Origin of the sequence: Streptomyces canus (assembly GCF_041435015.1) — a bacterium.
Taxonomy (GTDB): domain Bacteria; phylum Actinomycetota; class Actinomycetes; order Streptomycetales; family Streptomycetaceae; genus Streptomyces; species Streptomyces canus_G.
Genome location: NZ_CP107989.1, coordinates 10,217,738 through 10,244,250 on the forward strand (window position 1 = coordinate 10,217,738; position 26,513 = coordinate 10,244,250).

General features: G+C 70.8%; 22 protein-coding genes and 2 pseudogenes. 16 read left to right on the forward strand and 8 right to left on the reverse strand.

Annotated features, from left to right (window positions below):
- Positions 1 to 3: 3 nt before the first annotated feature.
- Positions 4 to 630 (reverse strand): TetR/AcrR family transcriptional regulator, encoded by a 627-nt coding sequence (locus OG841_RS46565; RefSeq protein ID WP_328635790.1) that lies wholly within the window; start codon positions 628 to 630, stop codon positions 4 to 6.
- Between the two features lie 962 nt (positions 631 to 1,592).
- Here OG841_RS46565 and OG841_RS46570 point away from each other — a divergent pair.
- The 3 genes and pseudogenes from OG841_RS46570 to istB all read left to right on the forward strand — a co-directional run bounded on the left by OG841_RS46570 (position 1,593) and on the right by istB (position 4,449).
- The gene (locus OG841_RS46570; protein WP_328635789.1) at positions 1,593 to 3,113 is read left to right on the forward strand and encodes an MFS transporter; all 1,521 of its coding nucleotides are present in this window, start codon (positions 1,593 to 1,595) and stop codon (positions 3,111 to 3,113) included.
- A 33-nt stretch (positions 3,114 to 3,146) separates the two neighbouring features.
- Positions 3,147 to 3,404, forward strand: a pseudogene (locus OG841_RS48695) (carboxypeptidase-like regulatory domain-containing protein); the annotation flags it as partial.
- 252 nt (positions 3,405 to 3,656) lie between these two features.
- Positions 3,657 to 4,449: pseudogene (istB, locus tag OG841_RS46580) on the forward strand (IS21-like element helper ATPase IstB).
- Positions 4,450 to 4,812: 363 nt separating this feature from the next.
- Here istB and OG841_RS46585 read toward each other — a convergent pair.
- Entirely contained in the window at positions 4,813 to 5,223 is a 411-nt protein-coding gene (locus OG841_RS46585) for a limonene-1,2-epoxide hydrolase family protein (protein WP_365121528.1), read from the reverse strand.
- A 53-nt stretch (positions 5,224 to 5,276) separates the two neighbouring features.
- On the opposite strand from OG841_RS46585, the gene OG841_RS46590 reads away from it, so the two are divergent.
- Positions 5,277 to 5,891, forward strand: coding sequence for a TetR/AcrR family transcriptional regulator (locus tag OG841_RS46590; RefSeq protein ID WP_266531530.1), 615 nt, complete (start codon positions 5,277 to 5,279; stop codon positions 5,889 to 5,891).
- A gap of 526 nt (positions 5,892 to 6,417) precedes the next feature.
- Positions 6,418 to 7,275 (forward strand): DUF6083 domain-containing protein, encoded by an 858-nt coding sequence (locus OG841_RS46595; RefSeq protein ID WP_365121525.1) that lies wholly within the window; start codon positions 6,418 to 6,420, stop codon positions 7,273 to 7,275.
- Between the two features lie 212 nt (positions 7,276 to 7,487).
- On the opposite strand, the gene OG841_RS46600 is transcribed toward OG841_RS46595, so the two are convergent.
- Both OG841_RS46600 and OG841_RS46605 read right to left on the reverse strand, forming a co-directional pair.
- Positions 7,488 to 8,918 carry an amidohydrolase family protein gene (locus OG841_RS46600; RefSeq protein ID WP_328635786.1) on the reverse strand — a complete coding sequence of 477 codons (1,431 nt, stop codon included), beginning with the start codon at positions 8,916 to 8,918 and terminating at the stop codon, positions 7,488 to 7,490.
- On the reverse strand, positions 8,915 to 10,192 hold the full coding sequence (locus tag OG841_RS46605) for a CoA transferase (protein ID WP_371570371.1): 1,278 nt from the start codon (positions 10,190 to 10,192) through the stop codon (positions 8,915 to 8,917). Before OG841_RS46605 ends, OG841_RS46600 begins: the two co-directional genes overlap by 4 nt.
- Before the next feature lie 37 nt (positions 10,193 to 10,229).
- Here OG841_RS46605 and OG841_RS46610 point away from each other — a divergent pair, with 37 nt between their 5' ends.
- The 6 genes from OG841_RS46610 (at position 10,230) to OG841_RS46635 (ending at position 17,403) form a co-directional block, all read left to right on the forward strand.
- A complete protein-coding gene (locus tag OG841_RS46610; RefSeq protein WP_371570373.1) occupies positions 10,230 to 11,294 on the forward strand; it encodes an enoyl-CoA hydratase/isomerase family protein in 1,065 nt (354 codons plus the stop codon).
- Positions 11,295 to 11,563: 269 nt separating this feature from the next.
- Positions 11,564 to 13,042, forward strand: a complete 1,479-nt coding sequence (locus OG841_RS46615) for an aldehyde dehydrogenase family protein (protein WP_371570376.1) — start codon at positions 11,564 to 11,566, stop codon at positions 13,040 to 13,042.
- 90 nt (positions 13,043 to 13,132) lie between these two features.
- Positions 13,133 to 14,359, forward strand: a complete 1,227-nt coding sequence (locus tag OG841_RS46620; protein WP_266531545.1) for a CaiB/BaiF CoA transferase family protein — start codon at positions 13,133 to 13,135, stop codon at positions 14,357 to 14,359.
- A gap of 49 nt (positions 14,360 to 14,408) precedes the next feature.
- Complete coding sequence (locus OG841_RS46625) at positions 14,409 to 15,653, forward strand: NAD(P)/FAD-dependent oxidoreductase (protein WP_328635783.1); 1,245 nt, start codon at positions 14,409 to 14,411, stop codon at positions 15,651 to 15,653.
- A 53-nt stretch (positions 15,654 to 15,706) separates the two neighbouring features.
- The gene (locus OG841_RS46630) at positions 15,707 to 16,543 is read left to right on the forward strand and encodes a mycofactocin-coupled SDR family oxidoreductase (protein ID WP_266531547.1); all 837 of its coding nucleotides are present in this window, start codon (positions 15,707 to 15,709) and stop codon (positions 16,541 to 16,543) included.
- A 38-nt stretch (positions 16,544 to 16,581) separates the two neighbouring features.
- The gene (locus OG841_RS46635; RefSeq protein ID WP_266531549.1) at positions 16,582 to 17,403 is read left to right on the forward strand and encodes an NAD(P)-dependent oxidoreductase; all 822 of its coding nucleotides are present in this window, start codon (positions 16,582 to 16,584) and stop codon (positions 17,401 to 17,403) included.
- A 29-nt stretch (positions 17,404 to 17,432) separates the two neighbouring features.
- On the opposite strand, the gene OG841_RS46640 is transcribed toward OG841_RS46635, so the two are convergent.
- The 3 genes from OG841_RS46640 to OG841_RS46650 form a co-directional block, all read right to left on the reverse strand.
- Positions 17,433 to 17,627 (reverse strand): ferredoxin, encoded by a 195-nt coding sequence (locus tag OG841_RS46640; RefSeq protein WP_266531550.1) that lies wholly within the window; start codon positions 17,625 to 17,627, stop codon positions 17,433 to 17,435.
- 66 nt (positions 17,628 to 17,693) lie between these two features.
- A complete protein-coding gene (gene fdxA / locus OG841_RS46645) occupies positions 17,694 to 18,044 on the reverse strand; it encodes a ferredoxin (RefSeq protein ID WP_328635782.1) in 351 nt (116 codons plus the stop codon).
- 14 nt (positions 18,045 to 18,058) lie between these two features.
- The gene (locus OG841_RS46650) at positions 18,059 to 19,489 is read right to left on the reverse strand and encodes an FAD-dependent oxidoreductase (protein WP_328635781.1); all 1,431 of its coding nucleotides are present in this window, start codon (positions 19,487 to 19,489) and stop codon (positions 18,059 to 18,061) included.
- A gap of 235 nt (positions 19,490 to 19,724) precedes the next feature.
- On the opposite strand from OG841_RS46650, the gene OG841_RS46655 reads away from it, so the two are divergent.
- Positions 19,725 to 20,561 carry a hypothetical protein gene (locus tag OG841_RS46655; protein WP_328635780.1) on the forward strand — a complete coding sequence of 279 codons (837 nt, stop codon included), beginning with the start codon at positions 19,725 to 19,727 and terminating at the stop codon, positions 20,559 to 20,561.
- Positions 20,562 to 20,634: 73 nt separating this feature from the next.
- Entirely contained in the window at positions 20,635 to 21,777 is a 1,143-nt protein-coding gene (locus OG841_RS46660; protein WP_328635779.1) for an amidohydrolase family protein, read from the forward strand.
- 157 nt (positions 21,778 to 21,934) lie between these two features.
- On the opposite strand, the gene OG841_RS46665 is transcribed toward OG841_RS46660, so the two are convergent.
- Entirely contained in the window at positions 21,935 to 23,404 is a 1,470-nt protein-coding gene (locus OG841_RS46665; RefSeq protein ID WP_365121513.1) for an NAD-dependent succinate-semialdehyde dehydrogenase, read from the reverse strand.
- Positions 23,405 to 23,612: 208 nt separating this feature from the next.
- On the opposite strand from OG841_RS46665, the gene OG841_RS46670 reads away from it, so the two are divergent.
- The 3 genes from OG841_RS46670 to OG841_RS46680 all read left to right on the forward strand — a co-directional run bounded on the left by OG841_RS46670 (position 23,613) and on the right by OG841_RS46680 (position 26,479).
- Positions 23,613 to 25,055, forward strand: coding sequence for a carboxyl transferase domain-containing protein (locus OG841_RS46670; protein WP_371570383.1), 1,443 nt, complete (start codon positions 23,613 to 23,615; stop codon positions 25,053 to 25,055).
- 49 nt (positions 25,056 to 25,104) lie between these two features.
- Entirely contained in the window at positions 25,105 to 25,434 is a 330-nt protein-coding gene (locus OG841_RS46675; RefSeq protein WP_365121510.1) for a hypothetical protein, read from the forward strand.
- Between the two features lie 106 nt (positions 25,435 to 25,540).
- Positions 25,541 to 26,479, forward strand: coding sequence for a VOC family protein (locus OG841_RS46680; protein WP_365121508.1), 939 nt, complete (start codon positions 25,541 to 25,543; stop codon positions 26,477 to 26,479).
- Positions 26,480 to 26,513: the final 34 nt, after the last annotated feature.

A 26,513-nucleotide genomic window follows, 5' to 3' on the forward strand; every position in this document is an offset into this window, starting at 1 on the left:
AGATCAGGCTTCCGGTCCCTGTGCGTAGGCAGCGGACCCGGGGAACTCCCGTGCCGGGGGAGGGGGCAGGGGGGTCGGCGAGATGCGCAGCCCATCGACGACCAGGGCGAGGTAGCGCCTGCGGCCCGCGCCGTCGGGATCGCCTAGACGCACCGTGGCCAGAACCATGACGATGACCGCCGCCAGGTCACGAATCTCCAGCTCCGGTCGCACCACCCCCGCCTCGACGGCACGTCGTAGCAGCCGTTCAAGGGAGCGCAGGTAGCGGTGCACGCTTTCGACATCGAACGCGTCGGACTCCCGGGCAAGGGAGAGGATGACCTGCCGTTGAGCCAGTACATCGATGCTGGCCCCGAGCACGTCGACGAGATCTCGCCACGGATCTTCGGTGTGCGCCGCCGCCATCGGCTGGATCTCCGTGGTGAGAACGTGGTCCAGGACGGCTCGGACCAGCTCGTCGCGAGCGCGAAAACGCCGGTAGACCGTCATCACACTTACCTCCGCGCGCCGAGCGATCTCCTCGAGGGTCACCTCCGGCCCGATCTCCTCGAACGCCTGGACCGCGACACCGACGATCCGCTGGTAGTTACGAGCCGCATCAGCCCTCAAGGTCCGTCCCTGCGTCGCCATGACTGCACAGTAGTACGCGCTGCCGGGCCGTCGGCCGTCCACAAGCTGGCCGTCAGGCCACGTGCGGCGACGTCAAGCCGTACACCGCCAGTGCGACGGCACCTCCGGTGCTTCCGTTGTGACCCGTTCCCTGGGTTGTGACCATCATGAAAATAAGTGAAAGCCAACTAACACTTATCGCCAGAGCGGTGCTACGGTCCAGGTGTGATGAGCAATCTCTTCCAGATCACAGACAAGGTCGCTGTGGCAACCGGGTCCGGCCGGCCCTTGGCGCCGCGACGGTGGTGGCACTCGCCGAAGCGGGTGCCGACGGGGTCATCACTTCGCGCACCGAGGAGGATCTGACCAAGGTGGCCGCGCCCTTCATGCAGGAAACCGGGGGCGGAGCGATCGCCCACAGCGCGACGATCCTCTCCCTCGCCTCACCCGCGAATTCCCAGGTCACCGGCGAGATCATCGAAGTCGACGGGGGAGTCAACTTCCGCCCGTCGGCCTTTGGCCGTCGGACCTGTAGGACACCCCATGGGACGACGGGCCGGCCGAATGGGGGTGCGCGCTCGGCGTTCTCGCAGGACGTGCCGGGTCGCCTCCGCCGCATCAGTGGTGACATCACCGTGTTGCGTCCGGCCACGGAGAGCGCATGCTCACGGGCAGCCGGAGCGGCACACTCCGCGGCAGCCTTTTCGGGGGGCGTACGAAACAGCTCGATCTGCGACGGCGAGGCGCACCCGGGGCGCCGTACAGCCGTGCCTGCTCCGCCGGCGACGTGGCGGGAGGGGTGCGCCGGGAGACCGCGGTCTCGTCGGCGAAGGCCTCGACCGTCAGGGTCTCGCGGCCGCGCTCAACTCAAGGTGCCCGGCCGCTTGTGCAGCGCTTGACGGGCTGCCCGCTTTCTGACGAATGAACGATCGCACGACGTCCCCTCCATCCCTGTTACCGATCGCCCCTACGGAGGCTCGACCATGCCCCATTCCCGTCCCCGAACCGTCGATGACGGAAGGGCCACAGCACCGCGCCCCCAGGCCGTGGTGGCGGCCCTGGCCTTCGGCGGAATCGTGTTCTCGCTGATGCAGTCCCTGGTCATCCCCATCATCCCGGACCTTCCGAAGCAGCTGGGAACCTCGCCGTCGAACGCTTCCTGGGCCATCACCGCCACCCTGCTCGCGGGCGCCGTCGCCACCCCCGTGATGGGCCGGCTGGGAGACATGGTCGGCAAGCGCCGCATGCTTCTGGTCAGCCTGGTCATGCTGGTGACCGGCTCGGTCATCGCCGCACTCAGCGACTCACTGACACCAATGATCGTCGGACGGGTGCTGCAGGGAATGGCTGCCGGCGTCATCCCGCTCGGCATCAGCATCATGCGTGACGAGCTGCCCCCGGAGCGGCTCAGCTCCGCCACCGCACTGATGAGCGCATCCCTGGGCGTGGGCGGTGCCCTCGGCCTGCCCGCCGCCGCGGCCATCGCCGACAACTTCGACTGGCACACGCTGTTCTGGGCCTCCGCCGGCGCCGGCGCCCTCGCCACCGTCCTGGTACTGGCGCTCGTACCGGAGTCGCAGGTGCGCACTGGCGGACGCTTCGACGTCGTCGGCGCCATCGGCATGGCGGCCGGCCTGGTCTGCCTGCTCCTTGCCATCTCCAAGGGCGCCGACTGGGGCTGGACCAGCGGCACCACTCTCGGCCTGTTCGCCGCGGCCGTCGTGGTGCTGCTGTTGTGGGGCTTGTTCGAACTGCGCGTCAAGGAACCGCTGGTGGACCTGCGCACCGCCGCGCGCCGTCAGGTGCTGTTCACCAACGTCGCCTCGATCGCCGTTGGGTTCGGCATGTTCACGATAATGCTTGTCGTGCCGCAGCTCCTGCAGCTGCCCACTGCGACCGGCTACGGTCTGGGCAGGTCGCTGCTCACCGCCGGCCTGGTCCTGGCGCCGATGGGCCTGGTGATGATGGCCGCGGCTCCGGTGTCCGCCCTCCTCTCCAAGGCCCGGGGCCCGAAGACGACCCTGATGACCGGCGCTCTGATCGTGGCCGCCGGCTACGGCCTGAACATCGTGCTCATGGACGAGGTCTGGCAGTTCATGTTGGCGTCCTGCATCGTCGGCGCCGGCATCGGCTTCACCTTCGGCGCCATGCCTGCCCTCATCATGGGCGCGGTCCCCGCGTCCGAGACGGGTGCCGCGAACAGCCTCAACACCCTCATGCGGTCTATCGGCACGTCGTCCGCCAGCGCGGTCGCCGCCGTGATCCTCTCCCAGATGACGACGACGGTCGGCTCCGTCTCCCTGCCGTCGGAGAACGGCTTCAAGACGGTCATGGCCGTCGGCGCCGGCGCCGGCCTCCTCGCGTGCGTCCTCGCCTCCTTCCTCCCGCGCCACCGCCCCGCCACCGCCAGGGCGGTGGACACTGCAGCCGAGCCGGCCATACCGTCCGCGATCCCGGACAGCGCCGCCGTACCGGCCACCGGGGCCAACACCATGGAGAAGTAGTGGGTCACCGTTTCACCGGCCGCCGCCCAGCGGATGCCGGTGCCCTCCACCGCCGCGGCCGTTGCCGGAGGGCTACCGGACGGTGGACGCGCCCGAGGCGCGGGAAAGACGCCCCTGGCCGGAGCCTCGATGACGCTGATCCCGCTCGCAGGACGTCAGGTGGGCCGCTCCGTCACCCGCGCCGACGGCTCGTACGGCGTGGACGCGCCCGGCGCCGGATCCTACGTCCTCATCGCGTCCGCAGACGGCTACCAGCCGCAGGCCACGACAGTGGTCGTGGGCGACGAGCCGGTTGCGTTCGACATCCTGCTCAGCGGTACCAGCGGGCTGACCGGGGTGGTGCGCTCCGCCGACAGCGGGGCCCCGGTCGCCGACGCCGCAGTCATCGTGACCGACGTGCGCGGGGACGTCCTGGCCAACCGAACGCCGCCTGGCCGCACTGCCGCCCGACTCACGTCCGTTGCCGTCGGTGGCCGCCTACGACCAACTCCTGCGTCACATCCGGCCGTCAGCCGGGCGTCCCACCAGTTAAGGAGCCCCGCCATGAGCGTCACCCGTCACCGCGGCCTGACCGAACAGGCTGCTGATGCCGCCATCGATGCCGCCTGCCGCAACCTGCGGCTGCCCACGATGCGCGGCCAGTTCTCCGAGCTCGCCGACGCCGCGGTCCGCGATCAGATGACCTGCCGCGGGTTCCTGGCCGAGCTGCTGATGGCCGAGTGCGACGACCGCAACCGCCGCCGTTGCGAGCGCCGGATCAAAGCCGCGGGCTTCCCCCGCGAGAAGGCACTGCGCACCTTCGAGTTCGACGCGAACCACGCCATCGACCCGGCTGCATCCACACCCTGGCCTCGTGCGACTGGGTCCGCAAAGGGCTGCCCCTGTGTCTGATCGGCGACAGCGGCACCGGCAAGTCACACCTGCTGATCTCGCTGGGCACCGAGGCCGCGATGGCCGGCTTCCGGGTCAAGTACGTCCTGGCCACCAAGCTCGTCAACGAGCTCGTCGAGGCCGCCGACGAGAAAGCGCTGACCGAGACGATCGCCCGCTACGGACGAGTCGATCTTCTCTGTATTGACGAGCTGGGCCTATGGAGCTGGACCGGCGCGGCGCCGAGCTGCTGTTCCAGGTTCTGACCGAGCGCGAGGAAATAAACAGCGTGGCGATCGCCTCCAACGAGTCGTTCTCCTCCTGGACCAAGACGTTCACCGACCCGAGGCTCTGCGCGGCCATCGTGGACCGCCTCACCTTCGGCGGCAACATCATCGAGACCGGCAGCGACTCCTACCGACTCGCCCACACCAAAGCCCGCCAGCAGGCCGCTGCCGTCTCCTGACGGCACCGGGCCCTTCCTTCCCAGGCGCCGATCACACCGACCGGAGGACGGGTCAACGTGGAGAGCCCGCAGGTGTCGGCGTACACCTGCAGGAGAAGAACAACTCCCCTCGCCGGGCAGGCAGGCTCCAGGATGACGCGCGCAGAAGCGGAACGGTCACGCTGGCATGGTGGCCGGTTTGGTTGTCATCCCGTCGCCCGATCTGGTGGCTGTCACGCCGCCCTGGGACCGCAAGCTTGGCGAATTCGGCCGGCGGATCGGAAATGGGTTGCGGTCCCAGCACGGCGTGACCGAGGCGCCATCAGGCGACGGGATGACAGCCAAACCTCGACGGGCGCAAAGAAGGGCGGCGCGGCCCCTGGATCAGGACGATTGCGGGACCAGGGCGCTGTAGTCCTCGCCGGTGTTCATCTTGACGAGGAGCGCAGTGTCGAAGTAGTCGGTCCACCGGCTGATCTTGCCGCCAGTGATAACGAAGGTGCCCATCACCGGAACCCCGTGCTTGATACCGTCCGGTGTACGGATCATGTCGACCCGCTCGGTGAGCACGACATCACCGTCCCCAGCCAGGTTGACCATCCGGTACTCATAGCTGTCTGGGAACGCCGTCATCTGCTGAGCCAGGTTCTCTACGATGGCGTCGACGCCGACCGCCGGCGGCATACCGACGTTGTGGTACACGGCGTCGGCAGTGAAGAAACGGCGCAGGACCTCCGCGTCACGTTTGACCATCAGGTCACAGAACTCGCTCACCAGCGTTGTGTTGGTGCTCATCATGTCCTCCGAATCAGTCCACATACAACCTGTATGTGGACCATACTGAGGGCATGTCGAACGAGCAACCCCCCACCCGGGCCTCCGCGATCGCGCAGCGGTCAGAGGCCACCCGCGCGGCCCTACTCGAGGCGGCCAGGCGCCTGTTCGTGACCAAGGGCTACTTCAACACCGGGACCGAGGAGATCGTGGCCGAAGCGGGGGTCGGGACGAGGGGTGCGCTCTACCACCACTTCAACGGCAAGAAGGCGCTCTTCCACGCGGTATTCGAAGCCGTCGAGACCGAGCTCTTGACCGCCGCCTCAGGCGCAGACCAGATCGGCAGCGCCGCCGAACAGCTCAGATCCGGGCTGCTCGGATTCCTCGACGCTGCCGCCAGCCACCGTGACGTGCAGCAGATCCTCCTCATCGACGGACCCGCCGTCCTCGGCTGGCAACAATGGCGCACCCTGGAGGAAAAGTACGGACTCGGCGCCATCCGCACCCTCCTCGAACGCGCCGTCACCGAAGGCACCATCGCCCCACAACCCCTCGACGCGCTCGCCCACATCCTGCTCGCAGCACTCGACGAGGCGGCCCTCTACATCGCCAACGCCCCCGACCCCGACACAGCCAAAGAAGAATCCGCCACCGCCATGGAACGACTCCTCCGCGGCATCAGCGCATAACCCCAGACGCGATCTCATCACCCAGTCCAACCGGGGACGCTTCCAGCGATCGAGCGCACCCACTCCCTCTACCACATTCGTGCAACACGACACCGGCGAAGCACGACAGGCGACGATCATTGACGAACACGTCGACCGCAGCTCAGAAGCCATAGCCCTGCTGCGCCGCTGGTCACCCCAGACCCGAATAAGGTCAGGGGGGCGCGCTCAGCCGATGACCTCGACACGGTACGGGTCGGGATCTACGTCCGGCGGTTGACCGACGACGAACACCAGCCCTACTCCGTCGAAGCCCAAGACAACCGCCTAGAGTCCTATGTGGACTCACAACCGGACTGGCGGTCGGCTGGACCGGTACCGGCTTCGCCCACCGCTCGTTGAGCTGGCCGTGGGACATACCCACCGACACGCTGCTCGCGCCTGCGTGTCGCCTGGCACGGTCCCTGCCAGGTGCCCCACTCCCGCCCCTGCCGGCCGACACTGGGACGGCAGCGCCCGCGTCACCCACCGCCCCCGCCCCCTGCGGGTGACCGCCACCAGTCCCAGCCACCTGCTGCGCGCCGGCCAGCACGGCGGTTGCCGCCAGTGCGGCAACCGCATCGACCTCTACCCGCGCACCGACCAGCGGCCCATCGCCCTGCACCCTGCCGAACTGGCCGCCGCCCACGTCCCCGAATCGTGCCGCTGGCACCTGAGCGGCGGCATCGCCCACCCGCACGGCGACGGCAGCGCGTGGTGCCGCATCCCGCATGCCGTGCTCTGCCCGCGCCGCACCCCCACCTGCCGGATGAGCCCCTGCCTCAAGGCGCTGTGCCGCCAACTCGCCGTCCGTACCCGCCGTCTGACCGACACCGGCGCCTTCACCCCCGCCCTGCCCGCTGGCGGCGCACCGGCCGCCGACACCGACATCCCTGACCGACCCGTCGTGCAGATGCTGCTGTGCCGCTACCTTGCCGAGCGCCCCGTCGAGGGCCTGCGCTGCGTGGCCCAGACCCGCCACCGTCACCGCTGTATGAACCCGGTCCTTGCCTCCACCGGCCCGGCCGGGACCTGGAGACTGCTGCCCACCGGTCCCCAGCGAGGCCAACTCGCCCTGTCCGACACGCCGCAGCCGGGTCCGCCCACCGCGCTCAGTGCCGGCCTCTACCCGCGGCCGCCTGCGGCTTCGCCCTTGCGGTGGTCGGGCCGCCTGGCCGTAGCGGTCCGTGCCGGGTGGGTCGTCACCGCGCAGCGGGCGAAGTCGACGTCCAGGTGCGGGTCGTACGTCTCGGGCCAGGTTCGAGTTCATGGGCGGAGTACTCGCCGAAGCGCGGATGCGCTCGGTCAGGTACGGCGAGATGCGGGCCAGGTCCTCCGGGCCGATCTCCCAGCCCTCTTCCAGTGACTGCCGGACGATCTCCGCCGCCGCGCCGCGAGGTCCAGGGCGTTGTGGTCTCGGCGAATTGGCGGAAGGTGTACTGGCCGGACTCAACCGGCTGTCTGGGCGCCGGACTCGGCGAACGCCGACGGGGGAGCCGGACTGGTCCGCGACGTGTGCGAGACCTCGGCGGGCGCGTGGTTCGACCGGTGGACGGCGCCGGTGAACCGCGCAGCTGTTCAGGCGTCCTGTGCGGGCACGGTGTCATCGCCGGCTACGGGACGACCGCCGATCAGCACCAGCCGTACCAGCTCGGCGTCCAAGAGGGCCAGTGCCTGGGCCACGGGGGCGCGCAGCAGCACCAGATCGGCCGGCGTCCCGGGGCGGATCCGCTGTGGCGAGTCGCCCGGCCGACGGGCGGTGGAGAGGTAGCCCTTAAGTGCCTGGGCGGGAGTGAGCCGTTCGCCGGAGCCGAGGACCGTGCCCGAGCCTGTGCGCCGCTGCACGGCGGCGCGCATGACCGCCCAGGGGTCGATGGGCCCGTAGGGGGCGTCGCTGGACAGGCCCACCGGGATCCCGGCCGCCCGCAGCGACGCGCAGCGGTACAGGTCGCCGTGCTCGTCGGCGGGTGTGCCGCGCCGGTAGTCGTCGCCGCGGTCGGTGAGGAAGCCGGGCTGGGTCACCACCCGCAGGCCCAGGCGCCGTAGGGCGGGCAGGACTTCGCAAGGAGTCAGGGACGCGTGTTCGAGCCGGTCGCCGGGGAGCGTACCCACTTCCTCCAGTACCGCCAGGAGCAGCAGGATCGCTTCGCGGGTCACACAGTGCACGGCGACCGGCCTGCCGGTCCGGTGCGCCGCCTCGACGGCTTCGGCGAGTTCGTCGAAGCCGGGCAGCGCCGAGTCGGCGATGACGATCTTCCACGGGCCGGATCGCGGACCGGACCGTTCGGGCGGGCTGCCGGTGAGCGGTGCGCCGAGCAGATGCACCCGTTGCGGCAGTTCTTGGCGGGCCATCGCCTCGGACACGGCCGCGACCGTGGCGGCGTCCAGGCCGGGCGTAGCGTCGGTGACCGTGGTGATGCCGTATCCGGCCAGTCGTCGGCCCAGGTCGGCCAGCGAGGGCGGGGCACCGGGCGGCAGGCGACCGCGCAGCCAGGCGTCCGCCCGCCACAGCCGTCCGGTCGGGCGGCCGTCGGCGTCCCGTTCCACCCCGGCGTGATCGGCCGTGGCCAGGCCGACGGCCGCGACAGCACGGGAGTTGAGCATCCACAGCGCGCCGCTGCGGTGCTGCACCCTCACCGGCACGTCAGCGCGCAGCGCGTCCAGCCGGGCCGCGTCCAACTCGCCCGCCACGGATTCGTGGTAGCGCACCCCCCGGACCCAGCCGTGCCGGTCGGGGCCGGTGCGGTGCAGGGCCCGCGCCAGCCCCTGCGCGTCGTGGACCGTGGCCGGGTCGCACGCGGCGGAGGCGAGGTCCGCCGCGGTGGCGAACAGGTGCAGGTGATGGTCCGTCAACCCGGGCAGCAGCGCTCCACCGTGCGCCTGGAGCTCGTGCTCCGCACCGCCCGCGCGCGGCAGGGCGCGGCCCGTCTCCAGCACCCGGCCGCGTCCGATCCGCACATCCAGGAGCTCTCCGTCGATCTCCGCGCCGCGGATGAGCAGGCCGGTCATGGTACGGCGATCCCGAGCCGGCGCAGCACCGCACCAGTGTCCGCGCCCAGCATCGGCGCGGCACCGGCGGGCGTGCGGGCCACCGGCGCCGCCACCGGGACCAGGCCCGCGCCGGTGTCCACCTGCCAGCCGTCACCGCCGCCGGAGGGCAGCGCGCGCGCCGTGGGGGCCGTATGCGCGCGTACCGTCGCCGCCACCACATCGGCCATCGCCACCTCCCACAGCACTCCGCCACCGCCCTCGGGTTCGGACATCGCCAGCGCGGCGGCCGTCAGACCGGTCAGCGGGTCGGCGATCGCGTCCCCGCAGAAGACCGGCGTTCCCTGGTCGTCGGTGGCCAGCAGGCCGCCTGCCGCGGCCACGTCGTCGCCGAACCCCACCCGGTCCACGGACCGGCCGTAGGCGGTGATCGACACCCAGGTGCAGCCGCGCTCCACCTCGGCCGCCGCGTCCAGGCCGAACCGGGCCAGGGCCCGGGGGCGGGAGGCCTCGACGACCACGTCCGCGGCGCGCACCAGCGCGTGCAGCGCCGCTCGGCCGGCCCGGTCGGCCGGGTCCAGTGCCACCGCGCGGTGCCCGGCGTGCAGCAGGTCGTAGAAGGCCCGGTTGCCGAACCTCGCACCGTCCGGACGCGAGGGCACCTCGACCTTGACCACCTCCGCCCCGGCCAGCCCCAGCAGGTGCGCGCACAGCGGACCGGCCCACAGTGCGCTGAAGTCGACGACCAGCATGCCGCGCACCGAGCGGGGCCGGCCAGGGCGCGGCACGCGTACGGCATCCGCCTCCAGCCCCCCGCCCGGCCACCCGCGTACCGCCCCGGCCGCCAGTCCCAGCAGCGCCACCCGCTCCTCCAGCTCGGCCGTGCTGTGCGCGGCGAGCCAGGCGGCCAGTCGCCGCGGCAGCCACTCGTCCAGCTCATGCCCGATCAGCGCGCTCCACAGCAGCGGGTCGTCCGGGCGTATGCAGGAGACCGCCGCCCAGCCGTCCGCCGTGGGCAGCAACCGGCACCCGCCGCCCACCGAGACCCGCCCCCTGCGAGTGGCGCCGGTCAGCGCCGCCCGCTCGGCCAGCAGCCGCCCTCCGTCCACCCGTACCGGACGGCCCGCCTCCACCCCGGCCCGCCCGATGTGCGTAGCCAGGCGCGCGGCGAGAGCGGCCGCCTCGCCCATGGGTACCAGCGGAGTCCCGCCAGCGTGCCCGGTCAGCCACATCACTCCGCTGCGTGCCCAGGCGCCTGCCGCGGCAGTTGCTGACTGCGGTGACCAAGTGACCATGCCCGGATGGTAGAACGGGGAGGTGGCTGCCCCAACCATGATGCGTGTCGAGGACCTGGCCGCGGGCGCGGCACAGGCGGAGCTGCTCGGTGCGGACGGGACCGTGGAGGACCCGCTGGTCGTCGTCGACCTGGACCAGCCGGCCGCCGACAAGACAGTGCTGCGCCGGGCGGTGCGGCGGGCCGCGGAGTGCGACCGACTGCTGGTGGGCCTCACCCGCACGACCGACGGCACACGCCACCTCGTCTCACCGCTGCTGGACGCGCTGGACCTGACACTCGTGCCCGTCGACAGCGCCGATCGGCGTCTGGTGGCCGTCGACGACCCCGAGGCGACAGCCCGCACCCTGGTGCGCGCGGCCGCGGACAGCCCCCAGGCGGCCGTCATCCTGGGCCGTCTGCTGCGCACCGGCCCGCGGCTGACCGTAGGACAGGCCCTCGACGCCGAGTCACTCGCCTACTCCACACTGCTGGCGGGCCGTCGCTTCGCCCGCTGGCAGGCCGCCCGCGCCCCCCGCCGGCCGCCGCCGCCCGCCCCGGCCGATCCCGTGCTCGTGTGCCGGGACGGGGACGTCCTGCGGGTGACCCTCAACCGGCCGGAACGGCACAACGCCTATGGCCGGGAACTGCGCGACGCCCTAGTCGCCGCGCTCGACCTCGCACTGCTGGACGACACCCTCACCGAGGTCGTCCTGAGCGGCAACGGGCCCTCCTTCTGCTCCGGCGGCGACCTCGGCGAATTCGGAGTCGCCCGCGACCTGGACACCGCACATCTGATCCGCACCCGCGCCGGCGCCGCCCTTCCGCTGCACAAGCTGCGCGACCGCGTCACCGTCCGCCTCCACGGCAACTGCATCGGCGCCGGGATCGAGCTGCCCGCCTTCGCCTCCCGGGTCGTCGCCGACCCGGGAGCCGTCTTCCGCCTGCCCGAGCTGGGCATGGGCCTGATCCCCGGCGCCGGCGGAACGGTCAGCGTTCCGCGCCGCATCGGCCGCTGGCGCACCCTCCATCTCGTGCTGACCGGCTGCCCGCTCACCGCCGAACGCGCCCTGGACTGGGGTCTGGTCGACGAACTGAGCCCGTCCGGCCCGACCGGCGCCTGACCCGGCACACGGAACACACGCCGAGCTGAGGCGTGCACGGATCTCGACACCCCTGCCTGGAAGCCATACGATATGGCTTCCAGAAAGCCTTTCGTTAGCGTGGACGGAGGGGCTGACGCCCCTGTGACCTGCGGTGTCACCGCAGGAACCGGGCGTCGGCCGAGCCCTGCCAGGGACCGCCGCCGCGTCCCCACGGTCAAGCGCCGCCACCCGCCGTTGCCGGCCGTGACGTCACCCGCGATGTTCGCACCCACGGAGGGGTAGCGCAGATGATCGAGACCAGCGTCGGTCCGTTCACACCGGAACGCCGCATGCTCATCGACGGCAAGCTCGTCGAAGCGGCGTCCGGCAAGCTCTTCGACAACATCAACCCCGCGACCGAGGAAGTGCTCGGCAGCGTCGCCGACGCCGGGCACGAGGACATGGCGCAGGCCGTCACCGCGGCCCGGCGGGCGTTCGACGAGACCGACTGGTCGACCGACCACGCCTTCCGCCGGCGCTGCCTCGAACAGCTGCAGGAGGCCCTGGAGTCCGAACGCGAGCAGATGCGCGCCGAGCTCGTCGCCGAGGCAGGTACCCCGGTGGCGGTCACCCGGCTGCAGTTGGACTCCCCTCTGGAGGACGCCCTGCGCTGGCCGGCCAAGCACATCGAGCAGTTCCCATGGGAGCGGCAACTGCCCGACGGGAACGCCTTCGGGGTGGCCAGCAAGCGGAAGGTGGTCAAGGAGCCGCAGGGTGTCGTCGGCGCGATCATCCCGTGGAACTACCCGTTCGAGGTGACCGCCAACAAGCTCGGCCCGATCCTCGCCACAGGCAACACGGTCGTCGTGAAGCCCGCACCGGACACCCCCTGGAACGCCACCCGCCTGGGCCGGCTCATCGCCGAGCACACCGACATCCCCGCCGGTGTGGTGAACGTCGTGCCGTCCTCCGACCACCTGGTCGGCGAGGCCCTCACCCTCGACCCGCGGGTGGACCTGATCTCGTTCACCGGCTCGACGGTCACGGGCAAGCGGATCATGGAGAAGGGCGCCGCCACGCTCAAGCGCGTGTTCCTCGAACTCGGCGGCAAGTCCGCGATGATCGTCTGCGACGACGCCGACCTGGCTCAGGTGCTGCCGGCTGCCAGAGCCGTCTGCTCGCACGCCGGGCAGGGATGCGCGCTGCAGACCCGCGTCCTGCTGCCCCGGTCCCGGTATGCCGAGGGCGTGGCGATCCTGAAGGCGGTCATGGAGAACATCCCGTACGGCGATCCGACCGACCCGGGCAACATCCAGGGCCCGCAGGTGAGCGCGAAGCAGCGCGACCGCGTCCTGGCGTACATCCACAAGGGCGTCGAGGAGGGCGCCGAACTGGTCGTCGGGGGACGCCGGCCGCCTCACCTCGGCAAGGGCTACTTCATCGAGCCCACGCTGTTCGTCGATGTCGACAACTCCATGACGATCGCCCGGGAGGAGATCTTCGGCCCCGTCCTCACCGTGATCGCCTACGACGACGACGAGGACGCGATCCGCATCGCCAACGACAGCAGCTACGGGCTGTCCGGCGGAGTCTTCTCGGCCTCGCCCGAGCGGGCCATGGCCATCGCGCACCGCATCCGCACCGGGTCGATCTCGGTGAACGGCGGCATGTGGTACGGCGCCGACGGACCGTACGGGGGCTACAAGACCAGCGGTATCGGACGGCAGAACGGCGTCGAGGGGTTCGAGACCTACCTCGAGACCAAGCTCGTCGGGTACATCGGCTGAGCGGTCCTCGACCGCCGCGCCGCAGACACCCGCGTTCAGCACCGGACAAGGCACCGGGCAAGCAAGGCACCGGACAAGCAAGGAGTACCCGTGAAACGTCCCATGGAAGGCGTACGGATCGTCGAGGTCGCCCAGTACACGTTTGTGCCGGCGTCCGGCGGGGTCCTCGCCGAGTGGGGGGCCGAGGTCATCAAGATCGAGCACGCGGTCCGCGGCGACGCGCAGCGTGGCCTGGTGAAACTGCTCGGCCTCGACGTCGTGCCGACGACATCCTTTTTCCCGATCATGGAGGGCCCGAACCGGGGCAAGCGCAGTGTCGGCATCGCCCTGGAGGTGCCGGAAGGCCGCGCCCTACTGGACGAGCTGATCCGCTCGGCCGACGTGTTCGTCACGAACTTCCTGCCGAGCGCGCGGGAGAAGCTGCGCATCAACGTCGACGACATCCGCGCGGTCAATCCCGACATCATCTACGTCCGCGGCACCGGCTTCGGCGCCCGGGGCGAGGACGCGGGCAAGGGCGGATATGACAGCACGGCGTTCTGGGGCAGGGCCGGGAGCGCCGACGGCGTCACGCCGGGCGGCGCCGACCGGCTGGCCAGGATGCCGTCGGGCGCGTACGGCGACTCGATGGGCGGCCTGACCATCGCCGGCGGCATCGCGGCCGCGTTGTACGCCCGCAAGGTGACCGGCGAGCCGTCGGTCGTGGACGTGTCCCTGCTGGGCCTCGGCGCCTGGGCGACCCAGTACTCCGTCAACCAGGCCCTGCTCGTCGGCGGCCCGTTGCCCAAGGTGGAGGAGCCGCGGCACGGCTCGTCGTCGAACCCGCTGGCCGGGTCCTTCCGCACGGCCGACGGCCGCTGGCTGCTGCTGACCATGCTCCAGCCCACCAGGTACTGGCCCGAGTTCTGCGAGCGCATGGGACGGCCGGAACTGCTGACCGACCCGCGCTTCGCGGGCGACGCCGTCCTGGAGCACGGCGCCGAGGGCGGTGACATCGTCGCGGAGATCATCGGCGGTATCACCCTCGACGAGTGGTGCCGGCGGATGGAGGGCGCGCAGGGACAGTGGGCGCTCGTGCAGAACGCCTACGAGGTCGGCATGGACCCGGCGCTGCGCGAGAACGGCTTCATCACCAAGGTCGTCGACGCCGACGGGGTGGAGCGGGAACTCGTCGCCAACCCGGTCCAGTTCGACGAGACACCCGTGAAGAGCCGACGGGCTCCGCAGTTCGCCGAACACACCGACGACGTACTGCGCGACCTGGGCAAGTCCGAGGAGGAGATCATCGATCTGAAACTCCTCGGTGCGGTCACGTGAGCGCACCGGGCACCGGCCACAGCGGGGCGTGCAGCGGAGAGGAAAGCACGTGAGGGCCGACGTGCGGCAGGTGGTGGTCGTGGGCGCCGGCCTCGGTGGTCTGACCGTGGCCGAGGAACTGCGCAGGCACGGCTTCGGCGGGTCCGTCGTCGTGGTCGGCGCGGAGGCCGAGCCGCCCTACGACCGGCCGCCGCTGTCGAAGGAGGTGCTGAAGGGCACGCGCGCCAACCCACCACTGCTGCGGGAGCCGAAGGAACTGGACGCCCTCGGGCTGGATCTGCGGCTGGGCACCGTGGCGAGGGGCGTGGATACCACGGCTCGCCGAGTCCACCTGCAGGGCGGCGGAGAGCTGCCCTACGACGTGCTCGTCATCGCGACCGGCGCGCGGGCCCGCCGGTGGGAAGCCGCCGGTGGCGCGGCGAACGTCTGGCCCCTGCGCACCGCACAGGACGCCGCCCACATCGCTGCGGCCGTCGCGGGCCGGCGCCGCATCGGCGTGCTCGGTGCCGGCTTCATCGGGTGCGAGGTGGCGGCCAGTGCCCGGGAGACGGGCTGCGACGTGACCCTCGTAGAGGTGCGGTCGGCGCCACTGGCACACGCGCTCGGTCCGCAAGCGGGAGCCGAGATCGCCAGACGCCACCGGGCGGCCGGGGTCGACGTGCGGTGCGGGGTGACGATCGACGAGGTCGTCCTGGACGGTGAGAACCTTTCCGCGGTCCGGCTCTCCGACGGCAGGAGTGTCGCGCTCGACGCGTTGGTGGTCGGCCTCGGCGTCGTCCCGGACACCGAGTGGGTCGAGGGCTCGGGGATCGCGGTCGACAACGGCGTCGTGTGCGACGCGTCCGGGCGGACGTCCCACGAGGACGTCTACGCCGTCGGCGACGCCGCGCGCTGGTTCAATGCGCGCACCGGCCGGCACCGGCGGATCGAGCACTGGACCACCACGACCGAGCAGGCGGCGATCGTGGCGAGCGGCATCGCCGGGCACCAGAGCCGGGTGCTCGACGAGGTGCCGTACTTCTGGAGCGACCAGTACGGCACGAAGATCCAGTGCGTCGGCGAACCGGACGCGGGCGCCGACATCACCGTACGGATGACCGGTGCGGGCGGCGACCGGCCGCTGTACCTCTACAGCCGCCACGGCGAGCTGACCGGCGTCCTCGGATTCGGTCTCGCCCGCGTCGTGACGCGGCTGCGGGCGCTTGTCGCGGAGCGGGCGGCACTCGGGGACGCCCTGGACATGGTCGACGGACTGCACCCGCAGGCGCCGTCTCTGACGAATTCACCACCATGAGCAAGACGGCGCGTCACCGTCCAGGTGAGGCCCCGCCGGCGAGGAGAAACGACATGACAGGTCGGGTTACGGGCAAGGTCGCACTGATCACCGGTGCCGCACGCGGGCAGGGACGCAGTCACGCCGTCCAGCTCGCCCGCGAGGGCGCGGACATCATCGCGGTCGACTACCTCACCTCCTTCGACACCGTCAGCTACCCGATGGCGACGCAGGAGGATCAGCGACAGACGGTGAAGGAGGTCGAGGCGCTCGGCCGGCGGATCCTCACCATCCAGGCCGATGTCCGCGACGAGGCCGCCATGCGGCAGGCGGTGGCCGACGGCGTCGCGGAGTTCGGCAAGATCGACGTCGTAGTCGCCAACGCCGGTATCTGCGCGATGGCGAAGGACCAGCCCCTGCAGGCGTGGGTGGACGTCAGCGGCGTCGACTTCGGCGGCGTGCTCAACACCCTCAACGCGGCGATTCCGCACCTCGGTGCCGGTGCCTCGCTGGTGGTCACCGGTTCCCTCGCCGCCCTGGTCAAGGGCGGCCCGAGCCCGGAGCCGGGCGGCGTGGCCTACTCCTGGGCCAAACGCTCGCTCGTCTCGCTGGTCCACGACCTCGCGCTCGTGCTGGCGCCCCACTCCATTCGCCTCAACGGGGTGCACCCGACCAACTGCAACACCGACATGCTCCACCACGAGGCCATGTACCAGACGTTCCGGCCGGATCTGGAGCACCCCACGCGCGAGGATGCGACCGAGGCGTTCCCGGTGATGCAGGCCATACCGGTGCCGTGGGTGGAACCCTCGGACGTCAGCCAGGTGATCGTCTTCCTGGCCTCGGACGAGTCGCGCTACATCACCGGGCAGTTCATCAACTGCGACGCCGGAGGGCATCTCAAGGTCTGATCGAGCGGTATCCGGCTGCACAGCGCGGAGGAGGACTGATGCGCGTCGGTTTCGTCGGCCTGGGCGACCAGGGCGCGCCCATCGCCGCGCGCATCGCGGCGGCGGGGGTCGACTGCACGGTGTGGGCCCGCCGCCCCGAGACGCTCGACCCCTTCCGCGCCGGCCCGGCCCGGGTGGCCGACGCCCTCGCCGACCTCGGCGAGGGCGTCGACCTGCTCGGGACCTGCCTGTTCGACGCGGCCGGCACATGGGAGGTCCTCTTCGGGCCGGCCGGTGTCGCACGGGCGATGCCGGCCGGCGCGACGATCGCGGTGCACAGCACGATCTCGCCCGACGAGGTGCGGGCACTGGCCCGCGAGGCCGCGACGTACGGTCTGCACCTGCTGGACGCCCCGGTCAGCGGTGGCCGGATCCGCGCGGAGGCGGGCGAACTCATCACGATGGTCGGCGGCGAGCAGAGCACGTTCGCCCGCTTCGAGCCGCTGCTGCGGACGTTCTCCGCCGAGGTCGTGCACGTGGGACCCGTGGGTGCGGGCCAGCACGCCAAGTTGCTGAACAACGCCATGCTTGCCGCGCACCTCGCCCTCGCGGCGGACGCCTTCCGGATCGCCGAAGGCCACGGGCTCGATCCCGTGGCCTTCGGAAAGGTGCTCGCGGGCGGCTCGGGCCGGAGCTTCGGCGTCGAAATGTACGTTCGTGCCGGCGGACTGGCGGCCGTCGCCCGGTCCCAGGCCCGGCCGACGCTCGGCAAGGACGTCGCACTGCTGGCCGACTCGATGGTGTCCGCCCGCGAGGGCGGGCTTCTGCTCTCGGCAGCCCGAGCGGCGATCGCCGGGCTCGACGCGGCCGCCGACGACTGAAGGACGACGCCGGCGGCCGCATTCGCGTGTCAGGAGCTGAGCGTGATGGCGCGCTCCGGGCAGTTGGTGGCCCCGGCGCGCGCCGCAGCCTCCAGCTCCGGGGGCACCGCCTTGTCGGAGCCGATGTTGCTGTAGCCGTCGTCGTCCACGGTGAAGACCTGCGGGGCGACCGCGTTGCAGCGCGCGTGACCGCTGCACTTGGCCGAGTCGACGGATGCTTTCATGTGCTGTGTCCTTTCCTGGGGGCGGCGGGGCGTGTGTCGGCCCCGCGCCGGGTGAGGTCGAGTCGGTCAGGCCTCGGTGCCGACCTGCGGTGGCTGCGCCGCGACGAGGGGGGTGTCGGCGTCGACCGGACCGATGGATCGCGCTCCGCCGGGATTGCCGAGCGGCGCCCCGTCGACCAGCGGAAGGGAGAAGAAGGCGGCGTTGTCGGCGATCGACGCCTGAAGGGCCTCCGGCACTTCCTGATCGAAGTAGACGGCGTCGTTCGGGCACACCGGTGCGCAGGCGCCGCAGTCGATGCATTCCTCCGGATTGATGTACAGGGCTCGGGCACCCTCGTAGATGCAGTCGACCGGACACTCGCGCACACACGCGCTGTCCTTGAGGTCGACGCACCTGGTGGTGATGACATACGGCATGACGGACTGCCTCCTCACGTTCGTGGCGCGAGCCGCGCCGCATCCGAAACCGCGTCGGCGCGCGCCCGGTCGACGACGTCGTGCATCTGAGTGAGCGAGGTGAGCTTGACCCGAGGTCGCCCGAGCGGTTCGCCCCTCGCCCGCTCGTGACGGTCGATCGACAGCCACGCGTCCCAGTCGACGGAGGCCGGAACACCACGGCGGATCCATGCCCGCACCTCGTCCGGCGCGGCACTCGGACGCCCGTCCAGCCGTCCCCGGCGCAGGTCGTCGAGAAGGGCCGTGACGGTGTTCTCGGCGTCCGACTTGTTCGTGCCGATCACCCCCGAAGGCCCGCGCTTGGCCCAGCCGACGACGTACTCACCGGTCAGGGCCACGCTGTCGGGGCCCACCAGCCGGCCGGCGACGTTGCGCAGGACGCCGGTGCGCGGATCCAGCGGAAGGCCCTCGACCGGGCGCGCGCGATAACCGACCGCGCGTATGACGAGGTCGCACGGCAGCACTTCGTGCCGGTGGGTCGGCCGCGCGACGACGCGCCCGTCCGGATCGGCCTCCAGCACGTTGTGCGCGGTGCGGACCGCGCTCACGCGCTCGCCGGCGGGGTCACCCAGGAGTTCGACGGGCGAGCGCAGGAAGCGGAGTTCGATGCGCCGGCTGCCCGGCGAGGCCGGGCGCCGGGAGAACTCGGTGAGCAGCGCCAGCCGCCGTGCCGCCGGTGAGTCGGCCCCGTGAGCGGCCAGCTCCCGGGCACTGTGCGGGTCGAGCCGGAGCTCGGCCGGATCGACGACGACATCCACGCCGTCGAGTCGGCCCAGCTCCAGCAGCTCCGGTGTGCTGAAGGCGGACTGGACCGGGCCGCGCCGGCCGAGCACGCTCACCCGGCGCAGGGATGAGGCGGCGAGCGTGTCGATCGCCCTGTCAGAGGCGTCGGTTGTGCGAAGGGTCTCCTCGGGCAGTACGAGCATACGTGCCACGTCGAGCGCGACATTCCCGTTTCCCACGACCACGGCATGGGCGCCGCCCAGGTCGAACCTCCGGTGCGCGTGGGCCGGGTGGCCGTTGTACCAGCAGACGAAGTGCGTGGCCGGATGCGATCCGGACAGGTCCTCGCCGGGGATGCCCAGCCGTGCGTCGAGTTCGGTGCCCATCGCGTACACGACCGCCGTGAACCGTTCGAGCACCTCGGCGCGGGTGATCGCCTCGCCGAACTCGACGCCGCCGAAGAAGCGGACAGCGGGATGCGCGGCCGTGCGCTCGAAGACGCGGGCCACAGACTTGATCTTGGGATGGTCGGGTGCGACGCCGGCTCGCACCAGCCCGTAGGGGGTCGGCAGGCAGTCGAAGAGATCGACGGCCATGCCCGCGCGCACGAGGTGATCGGTCGCGTAGAACCCTGACGGGCCGGCGCCTATGACGGCGATTCGGGGCGGGGGAGTCTGGGCCACGGCTCGGACCTTTCCGGCGACGACGTCGAGCGGAACCTGAACCGTTCCGGGCTTCGAAGGGGCTGTGGTGCACCATACCGTATCAATTACGGGAAGCTCCCTCCAGTGGTGGTGCGCAGTGCTGTCGGCCGAAGTCCGGGCGTGTTGGCGCAGCGGGCTCCCACGTCCTTGCCCCGATGTGGCGAGGTAGTTACAGTAGGCCTATCGGTATCGTCGATGAGGACGGAGGGCCGCCATGCGGGCCCCTCTCGCGGTCGAACGTCTCGGGCAGGTGAACCTGTTCGCGCGGTCTTTGGACGCGGAGCTGAATCTGCAGCAGGACGTTTTCGGCGCACGGGTTCTCCGGCGGTGGGGGGACGGGCCGGCGGGCAGCAGGCATGCCCTGGTCCTGATCCATCGCACCGGTGTCGAGACGTTCGCCCCGAGCGCGCCGGGCGGGGCCGTCGCACTCCGGTCCGACGGCAACGGCTGGGATTCGCTGCAGTGGCAGGTGTCCTCCCTGGGCGACGCCGTCACCGCGCTTCGAGAGCACGGCGTCCGGGTCGGCGAAGACGCCGACGGCCGCGCCTTCGTGCGGCCAAAGGACATGCACGGCCTGGCGATCGGGCTCAGCGACCGCCGCACCGAGAGCCACGACCGCGACCTCGTGGACCGCGAACCCGACTTCCGGTCGGAGGAACATGCTCTCGGGCTCGTGGGCGGCGTGACCGTCAAGGTGGTCGCGGCACAGCCGGAGAAGGCCGCGGCCGATCTCGCCGCGCTGGTGGGCCGGGAGGCGTACGCCGTCGAGCGACGGCACCTGAACATGGCCGGGCACGGAGTGCGGTTCGACGACCATGCCGTCGAGTTCGTCGGCTCGGCGACCGGCTCGCGGGCGGATCTCGCCGGTGGCCATCTCGTCGAGGGCGGGGAGCGGATCTTCTGCCTGACCTTCACGGTGCGGGATCTGCTCGCGGCGCGGACGTTCCTGGTGGGAAGGGATGTGCGGTTCGAGCAGTTCGGCCGGCACAGTCTCCTCCTTGCCCCGGTCGACGCCGGGGGAGCGCGCATCGAGATCACCGACACCGACTGAGCCGCCTCCGCGTGCGATCGCGGAGTTCAGGCGAGGTGGGCGACACCTTGCTGACTGGAATGTGGAGGACCGCATGCTGCCACCTGATGCCCAGATCGTCTCCGTGGACGACCACGTCATCGAGCACCCGAACGTCTGGACCGACCGTCTGCCCAAGAAATACCGGGAGGCCGGCCCCCGGATCGAGCACCGGCCGGACGGCAGCGACGTATGGATCTACGAGGGCGAGCTCGCCGGCACCCTGGCCCTCAACGCGGTCGCCGGCAGGGATCCCAAGGACTTCGGGCTCGATCCGCGCAGCTTCGACGACATGCTTCCGGGCTGCCACGACATCCACGACCGTATCCGGGACATGGACGTTGAGGGCGTCTGGGCCCAGATGTGCTTCCCGAACATGGGCGGCTTCGCCGGCAGCGGATTTGCGAAGTCGAAGGATCTCGACCTTGCGGCCGCGTGCGTCCGGGCCTACAACGACTTCATCCTGGACGAGTGGTGTGCGGCCTATCCCGATCGTCAGATTCCGCTGGTGATGGTGCCGTACTGGAACGTCGAGCAGAGCGTGGCCGAGATCGAGCGGACCGCGGCCAAGGGTGCCAAGAGCGTGACCTTCCCGGAACTGCCCGACCGGCGGGATCTGCCGTCATGGCACAGCGACCACTGGGACCCGGTGCTCGCGGCCGCCGCCGCCCACGACCTGCCGCTCTCGCTGCACTTCGGGTCGGGCGGTAACCCGCAGGCCTCACCGGAGGCGATGACCACGAACTTCACCGTGGCCATCTCGCTGTTCGGCCTCAACTCGATGTCCGCGACCGCGGAACTGCTGCTCTCGCCCGTCTTCCACAAGCACCCGAACCTCAAGGTCGCGCTGTCCGAGGGCGGGATCGGCTGGATGCCGTACATGCTTGAGCGCATCGACGTGGTGTGGGAGCGGCACCGCTGGTACAACGACGTCAACAGGGACGTCCGTCCCTCGGAACTGTTCAAGGACCACGTCTACGGGTGCTTCATCTCCGACCGGGCCGGTGTGTTCACGCGCCATCTGATCGGCGTGGAGAACATCATGTTCGAGAGCGACTACCCGCACTCCGACAGCAACTGGCCCCAGACCCGCAAGTTGCTCGAGAACGTCATGCTCGACGTTCCGGACGACGAGGTCCGCCTGATGGTGGAACTCAACGCCCGCCGTCTGTACAACTTCCCGCGCTCCGACGCCTGAGGCACAGCACCGCCCCGCCCGGCCACCGACATGTGAGGGGACAGTGTCGGTGGCCGGGCGGGGCTGCGTCTGACGCCCGCGGCTGCGCCGTACTTGAAGAGCGGCGCGGGCCGACGGGTGCGCCGTGCACGCACCGGAAAGGCACGTCCGCGAGGAGTCACAGCGTGATGCCGACCAGCTTGGTGTCGAGGTACTCGTCGATGCCCTGCGGTCCGCCCTCGCGACCCAGCCCGCTGTGCTTCGTGCCGCCGAACGGCGCGGCGGCGCTCGTCGGGTTGATGTCGTTGATCCCCACGATGCCGAAGCGCAGCGCCTCGGTGACCCGCAAGGCGCGGGAGAGGTTCTCGGTGTAGACGTACGCCGCGAGACCGTAGGCCGTGTCATTGGCCATGGCGATGGCCTCGTCCTCGTCGTCGAAGGCGATGACCGGGGCGATCGGGCCGAAGGTCTCCTCGTGGTAGATGTCCATCCGCGGTGTCACGTCGGTCAGGATGGTGGGGGCGAAGAACCGGCCGCCCGGCAGGCGCGGGTCGGTGAGCCGTTCGCCGCCGGTCAGCACCTTCGCTCCGTGCCCGACGGCGTCTGCCACCTGCCGCCGCATCTTCGTCATGGCGGCCTCGTCGATCAGCGGGCCGATGCTGACGTCCTGGTCGAGGCCGTTGCCGGCCTTCATCGCGCTCACCCGCTGGACCAGGACGTCGAGGAAGTCGTCGACCAACTCCCGCTGGACGAACACCCGGTTGGGGCAGATGCACGCCTGACCGGTGTTGAGGAATTTCACCAGGCCGAGGCCCTTCGCGGCGCGCCGCGGGTCGGCGTCGCCGAAGACCAGGAACGGGGCGTGACCGCCGAGTTCGAGCGACACCCGCTTGACGGTCTGCGCGGCCTTGGCGCCCAGCATCATGCCGACCTCGGTCGACCCGGTGAACGTCAGCTTGCGGACGGCCGGGCTGTCCAGCAGGGCGTCGCCGACCGGCGCCGGGTCGCTCGTGGTGACCAGGTTGACGACACCCGCGGGCAGGCCTGCGTCGTGCAGCACCTGGAAGACCGCGACGGCGCACAGCGGGGTCTGCTCCGCCGGCTTGAGCACGATCGTGCACCCCGCGGCGATCGCCGGTGCCACCTTGCGTGTGATCATGGAGACCGGATAGTTCCACGGAGTGATCGCGACGACCACGCCGACCGGCTGACGCATCGTCATGAAGCGGTGGCCGGCCCGCGAACTCGGGATGGTCGCGCCATAGACCCGCTTGGCCTCCTCGGCGTACCAGCTCAGGAAGTCCGCGGCGTAGCGCACCTCGTTGCGGGCCGCCTTCAGCGGCTTGCCCTGCTCCTTGGTCATGAGGACGGCGAGGTCCTCCGCGCGCTCCAGCATCAACGCGTGCGCGCGCTCCAGGTACGCCGCCCGCTCGTAGGCGGTCGTGCGCGACCACGAGGCGAACGCCGCCGCGGCGGAGTCGACCGCGCTCCGCGCCTCGGACGCCGATCCGTCCGAGGCCGCGCCCAGCACGGACCCGTCGGCGGGGTTGAACACGTCGAACTCCCGGCCCAAGGCGGCTGCCCGCCACGTTCCGTCGATGTACAGCGTGGCCGCGGAGGTCGACCGGGCGGAGTTCTCGGCAGTCATGGAGCGGGCCTCCAGATGGAAGTCGGATGGGCTTTACGGTATACCTTTCGGGATGCCTTGTCAGTGCGTGTGACCAGCATTTTCCGATGTCGCGGGTGTGACGTTTGCCGCGTTGTCGGGCGGCTCGGGAATTGAGATGGTTGGTGGACCATCAATCTGTTCGCCCGAGCCTCACGCTCGATGGCACCCCTTCGATGGGAACTCCACCATGACCGTCGAGCGCAATCACGTGGGCCTGTCCATGCCTTCGCTGACGCACGAGTGGGATGCCGATCTCGCCTCGGCGAACCCGCTCCGTTTTCCCGGCTACGACGCTCCGGCCCCGCAGGACGAGTCCGTCCGTACGGGTGTCGCCGAGCATCCCCGTGGTCCCCTCGTGGTGATCGAGTGCCGGTTCGACCGGCACGGCGGCACGATGGGTGTGGCCGCCGGTGAACGCATCGTGCGCGCTTTCGACCGAGCCCGAGAGGAGCGGCTGCCGGTCGCCGCGTTCGTGGCCAGCGGCGGTGCGCGGCTGCAGGAGGGCCTGGTCTCGCTGACCCAGATGGCGCGCACGGCCGGCGCTGTCGGGCGCCTTCGCCGCGCCGGCCTGCCGTTCGCCGCGGTGCTGCGGCCGCACACGACCGGCGGCGTCTACGCGTCCTGGGCCTCCCTCGCCGACGTCCTCGCCGCCGAGCCCGGGGCCACGATCGGATTCGCCGGTCCCCGGGTGGTCGCGCAGGTGACCGGCTCCTTCCCGCCCGCCGACTCGCACACCGCGCAGGCCGCCCATACGCAGGGGCGGGTCGACGCACTCGTCGGACCCGAGGCCCACTGGGTGTGGCTGGGCGACGCGCTGTACGGTCCCGGGCCGGCGCTGCGACTCCCGCCCGGGCGTCCGCTGCCGGCTCCCCGCAAGCCGGTGCCCCGCGACCCCTGGGCCGCCGTCCTGCACGCGCGGGATCCCCGCCGCCCCTCGGGGCTGGAGTGGAGTGCCCTGCTGACCGAGGGCTGGGTGGAGCTGCGGGGAGGCGACCCGGCCGTCCGGGCCGGCCTGGCCGTCATGGCGGGCGAACGCCTCGTCGTCGTGGCGATGGACCGGCACAGCCGACCTGACGCGGCCGCGCGCGTACTCCCGGCCGGATTCCGCCTGGCCCAGCGCGCGTTCGACCTCGCTGAACGGTTGCGGCTGCCGGTGCTCACCTTGATCGACACTCCCGGCGCCGAGCCCGGACCGGCGGCCGAGGCCGACGGTGTGGCCGGTGAGATCGCCCGGACGCTGCTGGCGATGTCCGGCCTGACCGTGCCCACGGTGGCCGTGTGCGTCGGGGAGGGCGGCAGCGGAGGAGCCATGGCCTTCGCGTACACCGACCGCCTGTTCCTGCTGGAGGGATCGGTGTTCTCCGTCATCGGTCCGGAGCCGGGAGCCGCGGTCCTCTTTCGCGACGCGTCCCGGGCGGCGGAGCTGGCGCGGTCGTTCCGGCTGACCGCCGTGGAGCTCGCACGGCTCGGGGTGGTCGACGACGTGCTCCCGGACGGTGACGTGGGCGCGGTCCGGTCCGCGGTCCTCGTGGCCCTGCGCGAGGCGCACCCCGGCGAGCGGGACGCACGCATGGACAGGCTCGCCCGCAGCCACCTGCGAAGGCCCTCGATGATGTGCCGCCCGGAGTGAGTCCGGGCGGATGGCGCACGACCCGGCACACCGTGAAAGGAATGGTGGGATGAGCACTGCGATGTTCCTGGCCTGGAGCAGCCCGGCGGGCCCCGAGGCGGAGGACGAGTTCAACGACTGGTACGTCAACACGCATGTCCCGCAGGTGCGAGAGGCCGTCCCGGCCGTCACCGCAGTGCGCCGGTATGCCGTCCTGGGCACCGGTGAGGAGTCCGGACCCCGGCGGTACCTGTGCTGCTACGAGCTGAGTGACGCCGATGCGGCGAGCGCGGCGCAGGCGCTGGCCGCGGCCTTCGGCAACGGCCGGTTCGACATGTCACCGGCGATGGACACGACCACCGCGCCACCCGACCTGCAGTTCCTCGTCCCGGTCGACTGACCCCTCGGTCCGATGTGCCGCGCCGGCATGTCCGGGCGCTGCGCAAGACGAGACTGTAAGCCTTACGATAAGCAATACGGAAGGGTTACCCGTCGGAGGGACGGTCGTGCGGAAGCAGGCGAAGAAGACCGGTGACTTCGGCATCGGCATGATGATCCACGCGGTCCACATGACCGATGACGTCACGAAGCTCAACCAGTTCTACGAGGACGTGTTCGGCGGCCTGGTCTACATGGGCGTCGACGAGCCCAACTTCCTCCCGCCGGAGGACAGGTGGGCCGGACTGATCATGATCAGCGACCTGTGCATCGAGACGATGGCACCCAACACGCCGGTCGATGCGGCCAAGCCGGTCGGGAAGTTCTACACCAAGTTCGGTCAGCACCTGCACTCGGTCGGCTACCTGGTGGACGACCTGGTCGGGCTGGGCAACCGGATGATCGAGAAGGGCCTTTACGTCGGCAGGCCGGGCGGCGGCAAGATCGAGGAGATGGACCCCGACACGCAGTACTTCTACCCGAGCCCACGCGACACCGCGGGCCTCATGGTCGAGCTGTGCAAGGTCCACATGCCGGACGACCCGCGCGAGCTCGGAACCTGGTCCTCACAGCGCAAGTTCTGGGAGACCAGCCACCCGCTCGGCATCAAGCGCATGCTGTACGTGACCCTCGGGGTGAAGGACCTCGAATCGGCGGTGAAGACCTACGTCGACGTCATGCAGGCCGTGCCGATCGCCGAGGGCGTCGACGGCGGCGGGCAGTACAAGTTCGCGACCGTCCACCTCGGCGACTGCCTGCTCCAGCTCGCCGAACCGCTCGGGCCTCACTCGCCGCTGGGCAGGCACGTCGCGCAGTGGGGCAACATGATCTACTCGATCACCTTCCGGGTCAACGACCTGGACTCGGCTCAGAAGTGGCTGAACGGCAAGGGCATCAGGACCTCCCGCCCGCGCCCCGGCCTGCTCGCCGCCGACCCGCAGGACACCTTCAACGCGCCGTACTTGTTCACCACGGACGTACTGGAGGGCGATCCGTTCGAGGAGTGATCCCGCGTATGCGTCGGGCCCGTGCGGAGTCCCT

Excerpts from the sequence above, each read along its gene's own strand:
- OG841_RS46670 (WP_371570383.1), top strand. The coding sequence starts at position 23,613 with ATGACCGTCGAGCGCAATCACGTGGGCCTGTCCATGCCTTCGCTGACG.
- OG841_RS46660 (WP_328635779.1), top strand. The coding sequence starts at position 20,635 with ATGCTGCCACCTGATGCCCAGATCGTCTCCGTGGACGACCACGTCATC.
- OG841_RS46585 (WP_365121528.1), bottom strand. The coding sequence starts at position 5,223 with ATGAGCACCAACACAACGCTGGTGAGCGAGTTCTGTGACCTGATGGTC.
- OG841_RS46610 (WP_371570373.1), top strand. The coding sequence starts at position 10,230 with ATGATGCGTGTCGAGGACCTGGCCGCGGGCGCGGCACAGGCGGAGCTG.
- OG841_RS46640 (WP_266531550.1), bottom strand. The coding sequence starts at position 17,627 with ATGAAAGCATCCGTCGACTCGGCCAAGTGCAGCGGTCACGCGCGCTGC.
- OG841_RS46665 (WP_365121513.1), bottom strand. The coding sequence starts at position 23,404 with ATGACTGCCGAGAACTCCGCCCGGTCGACCTCCGCGGCCACGCTGTAC.
- OG841_RS46675 (WP_365121510.1), top strand. The coding sequence starts at position 25,105 with ATGAGCACTGCGATGTTCCTGGCCTGGAGCAGCCCGGCGGGCCCCGAG.
- fdxA (WP_328635782.1), bottom strand. The coding sequence starts at position 18,044 with ATGCCGTATGTCATCACCACCAGGTGCGTCGACCTCAAGGACAGCGCG.
- OG841_RS46630 (WP_266531547.1), top strand. The coding sequence starts at position 15,707 with ATGACAGGTCGGGTTACGGGCAAGGTCGCACTGATCACCGGTGCCGCA.
- OG841_RS46615 (WP_371570376.1), top strand. The coding sequence starts at position 11,564 with ATGATCGAGACCAGCGTCGGTCCGTTCACACCGGAACGCCGCATGCTC.
- OG841_RS46600 (WP_328635786.1), bottom strand. The coding sequence starts at position 8,918 with ATGACCGGCCTGCTCATCCGCGGCGCGGAGATCGACGGAGAGCTCCTG.
- OG841_RS46570 (WP_328635789.1), top strand. The coding sequence starts at position 1,593 with ATGCCCCATTCCCGTCCCCGAACCGTCGATGACGGAAGGGCCACAGCA.
- OG841_RS46635 (WP_266531549.1), top strand. The coding sequence starts at position 16,582 with ATGCGCGTCGGTTTCGTCGGCCTGGGCGACCAGGGCGCGCCCATCGCC.
- OG841_RS46565 (WP_328635790.1), bottom strand. The coding sequence starts at position 630 with ATGGCGACGCAGGGACGGACCTTGAGGGCTGATGCGGCTCGTAACTAC.
- OG841_RS46590 (WP_266531530.1), top strand. The coding sequence starts at position 5,277 with ATGTCGAACGAGCAACCCCCCACCCGGGCCTCCGCGATCGCGCAGCGG.
- OG841_RS46655 (WP_328635780.1), top strand. The coding sequence starts at position 19,725 with ATGCGGGCCCCTCTCGCGGTCGAACGTCTCGGGCAGGTGAACCTGTTC.
- OG841_RS46605 (WP_371570371.1), bottom strand. The coding sequence starts at position 10,192 with ATGGTCACTTGGTCACCGCAGTCAGCAACTGCCGCGGCAGGCGCCTGG.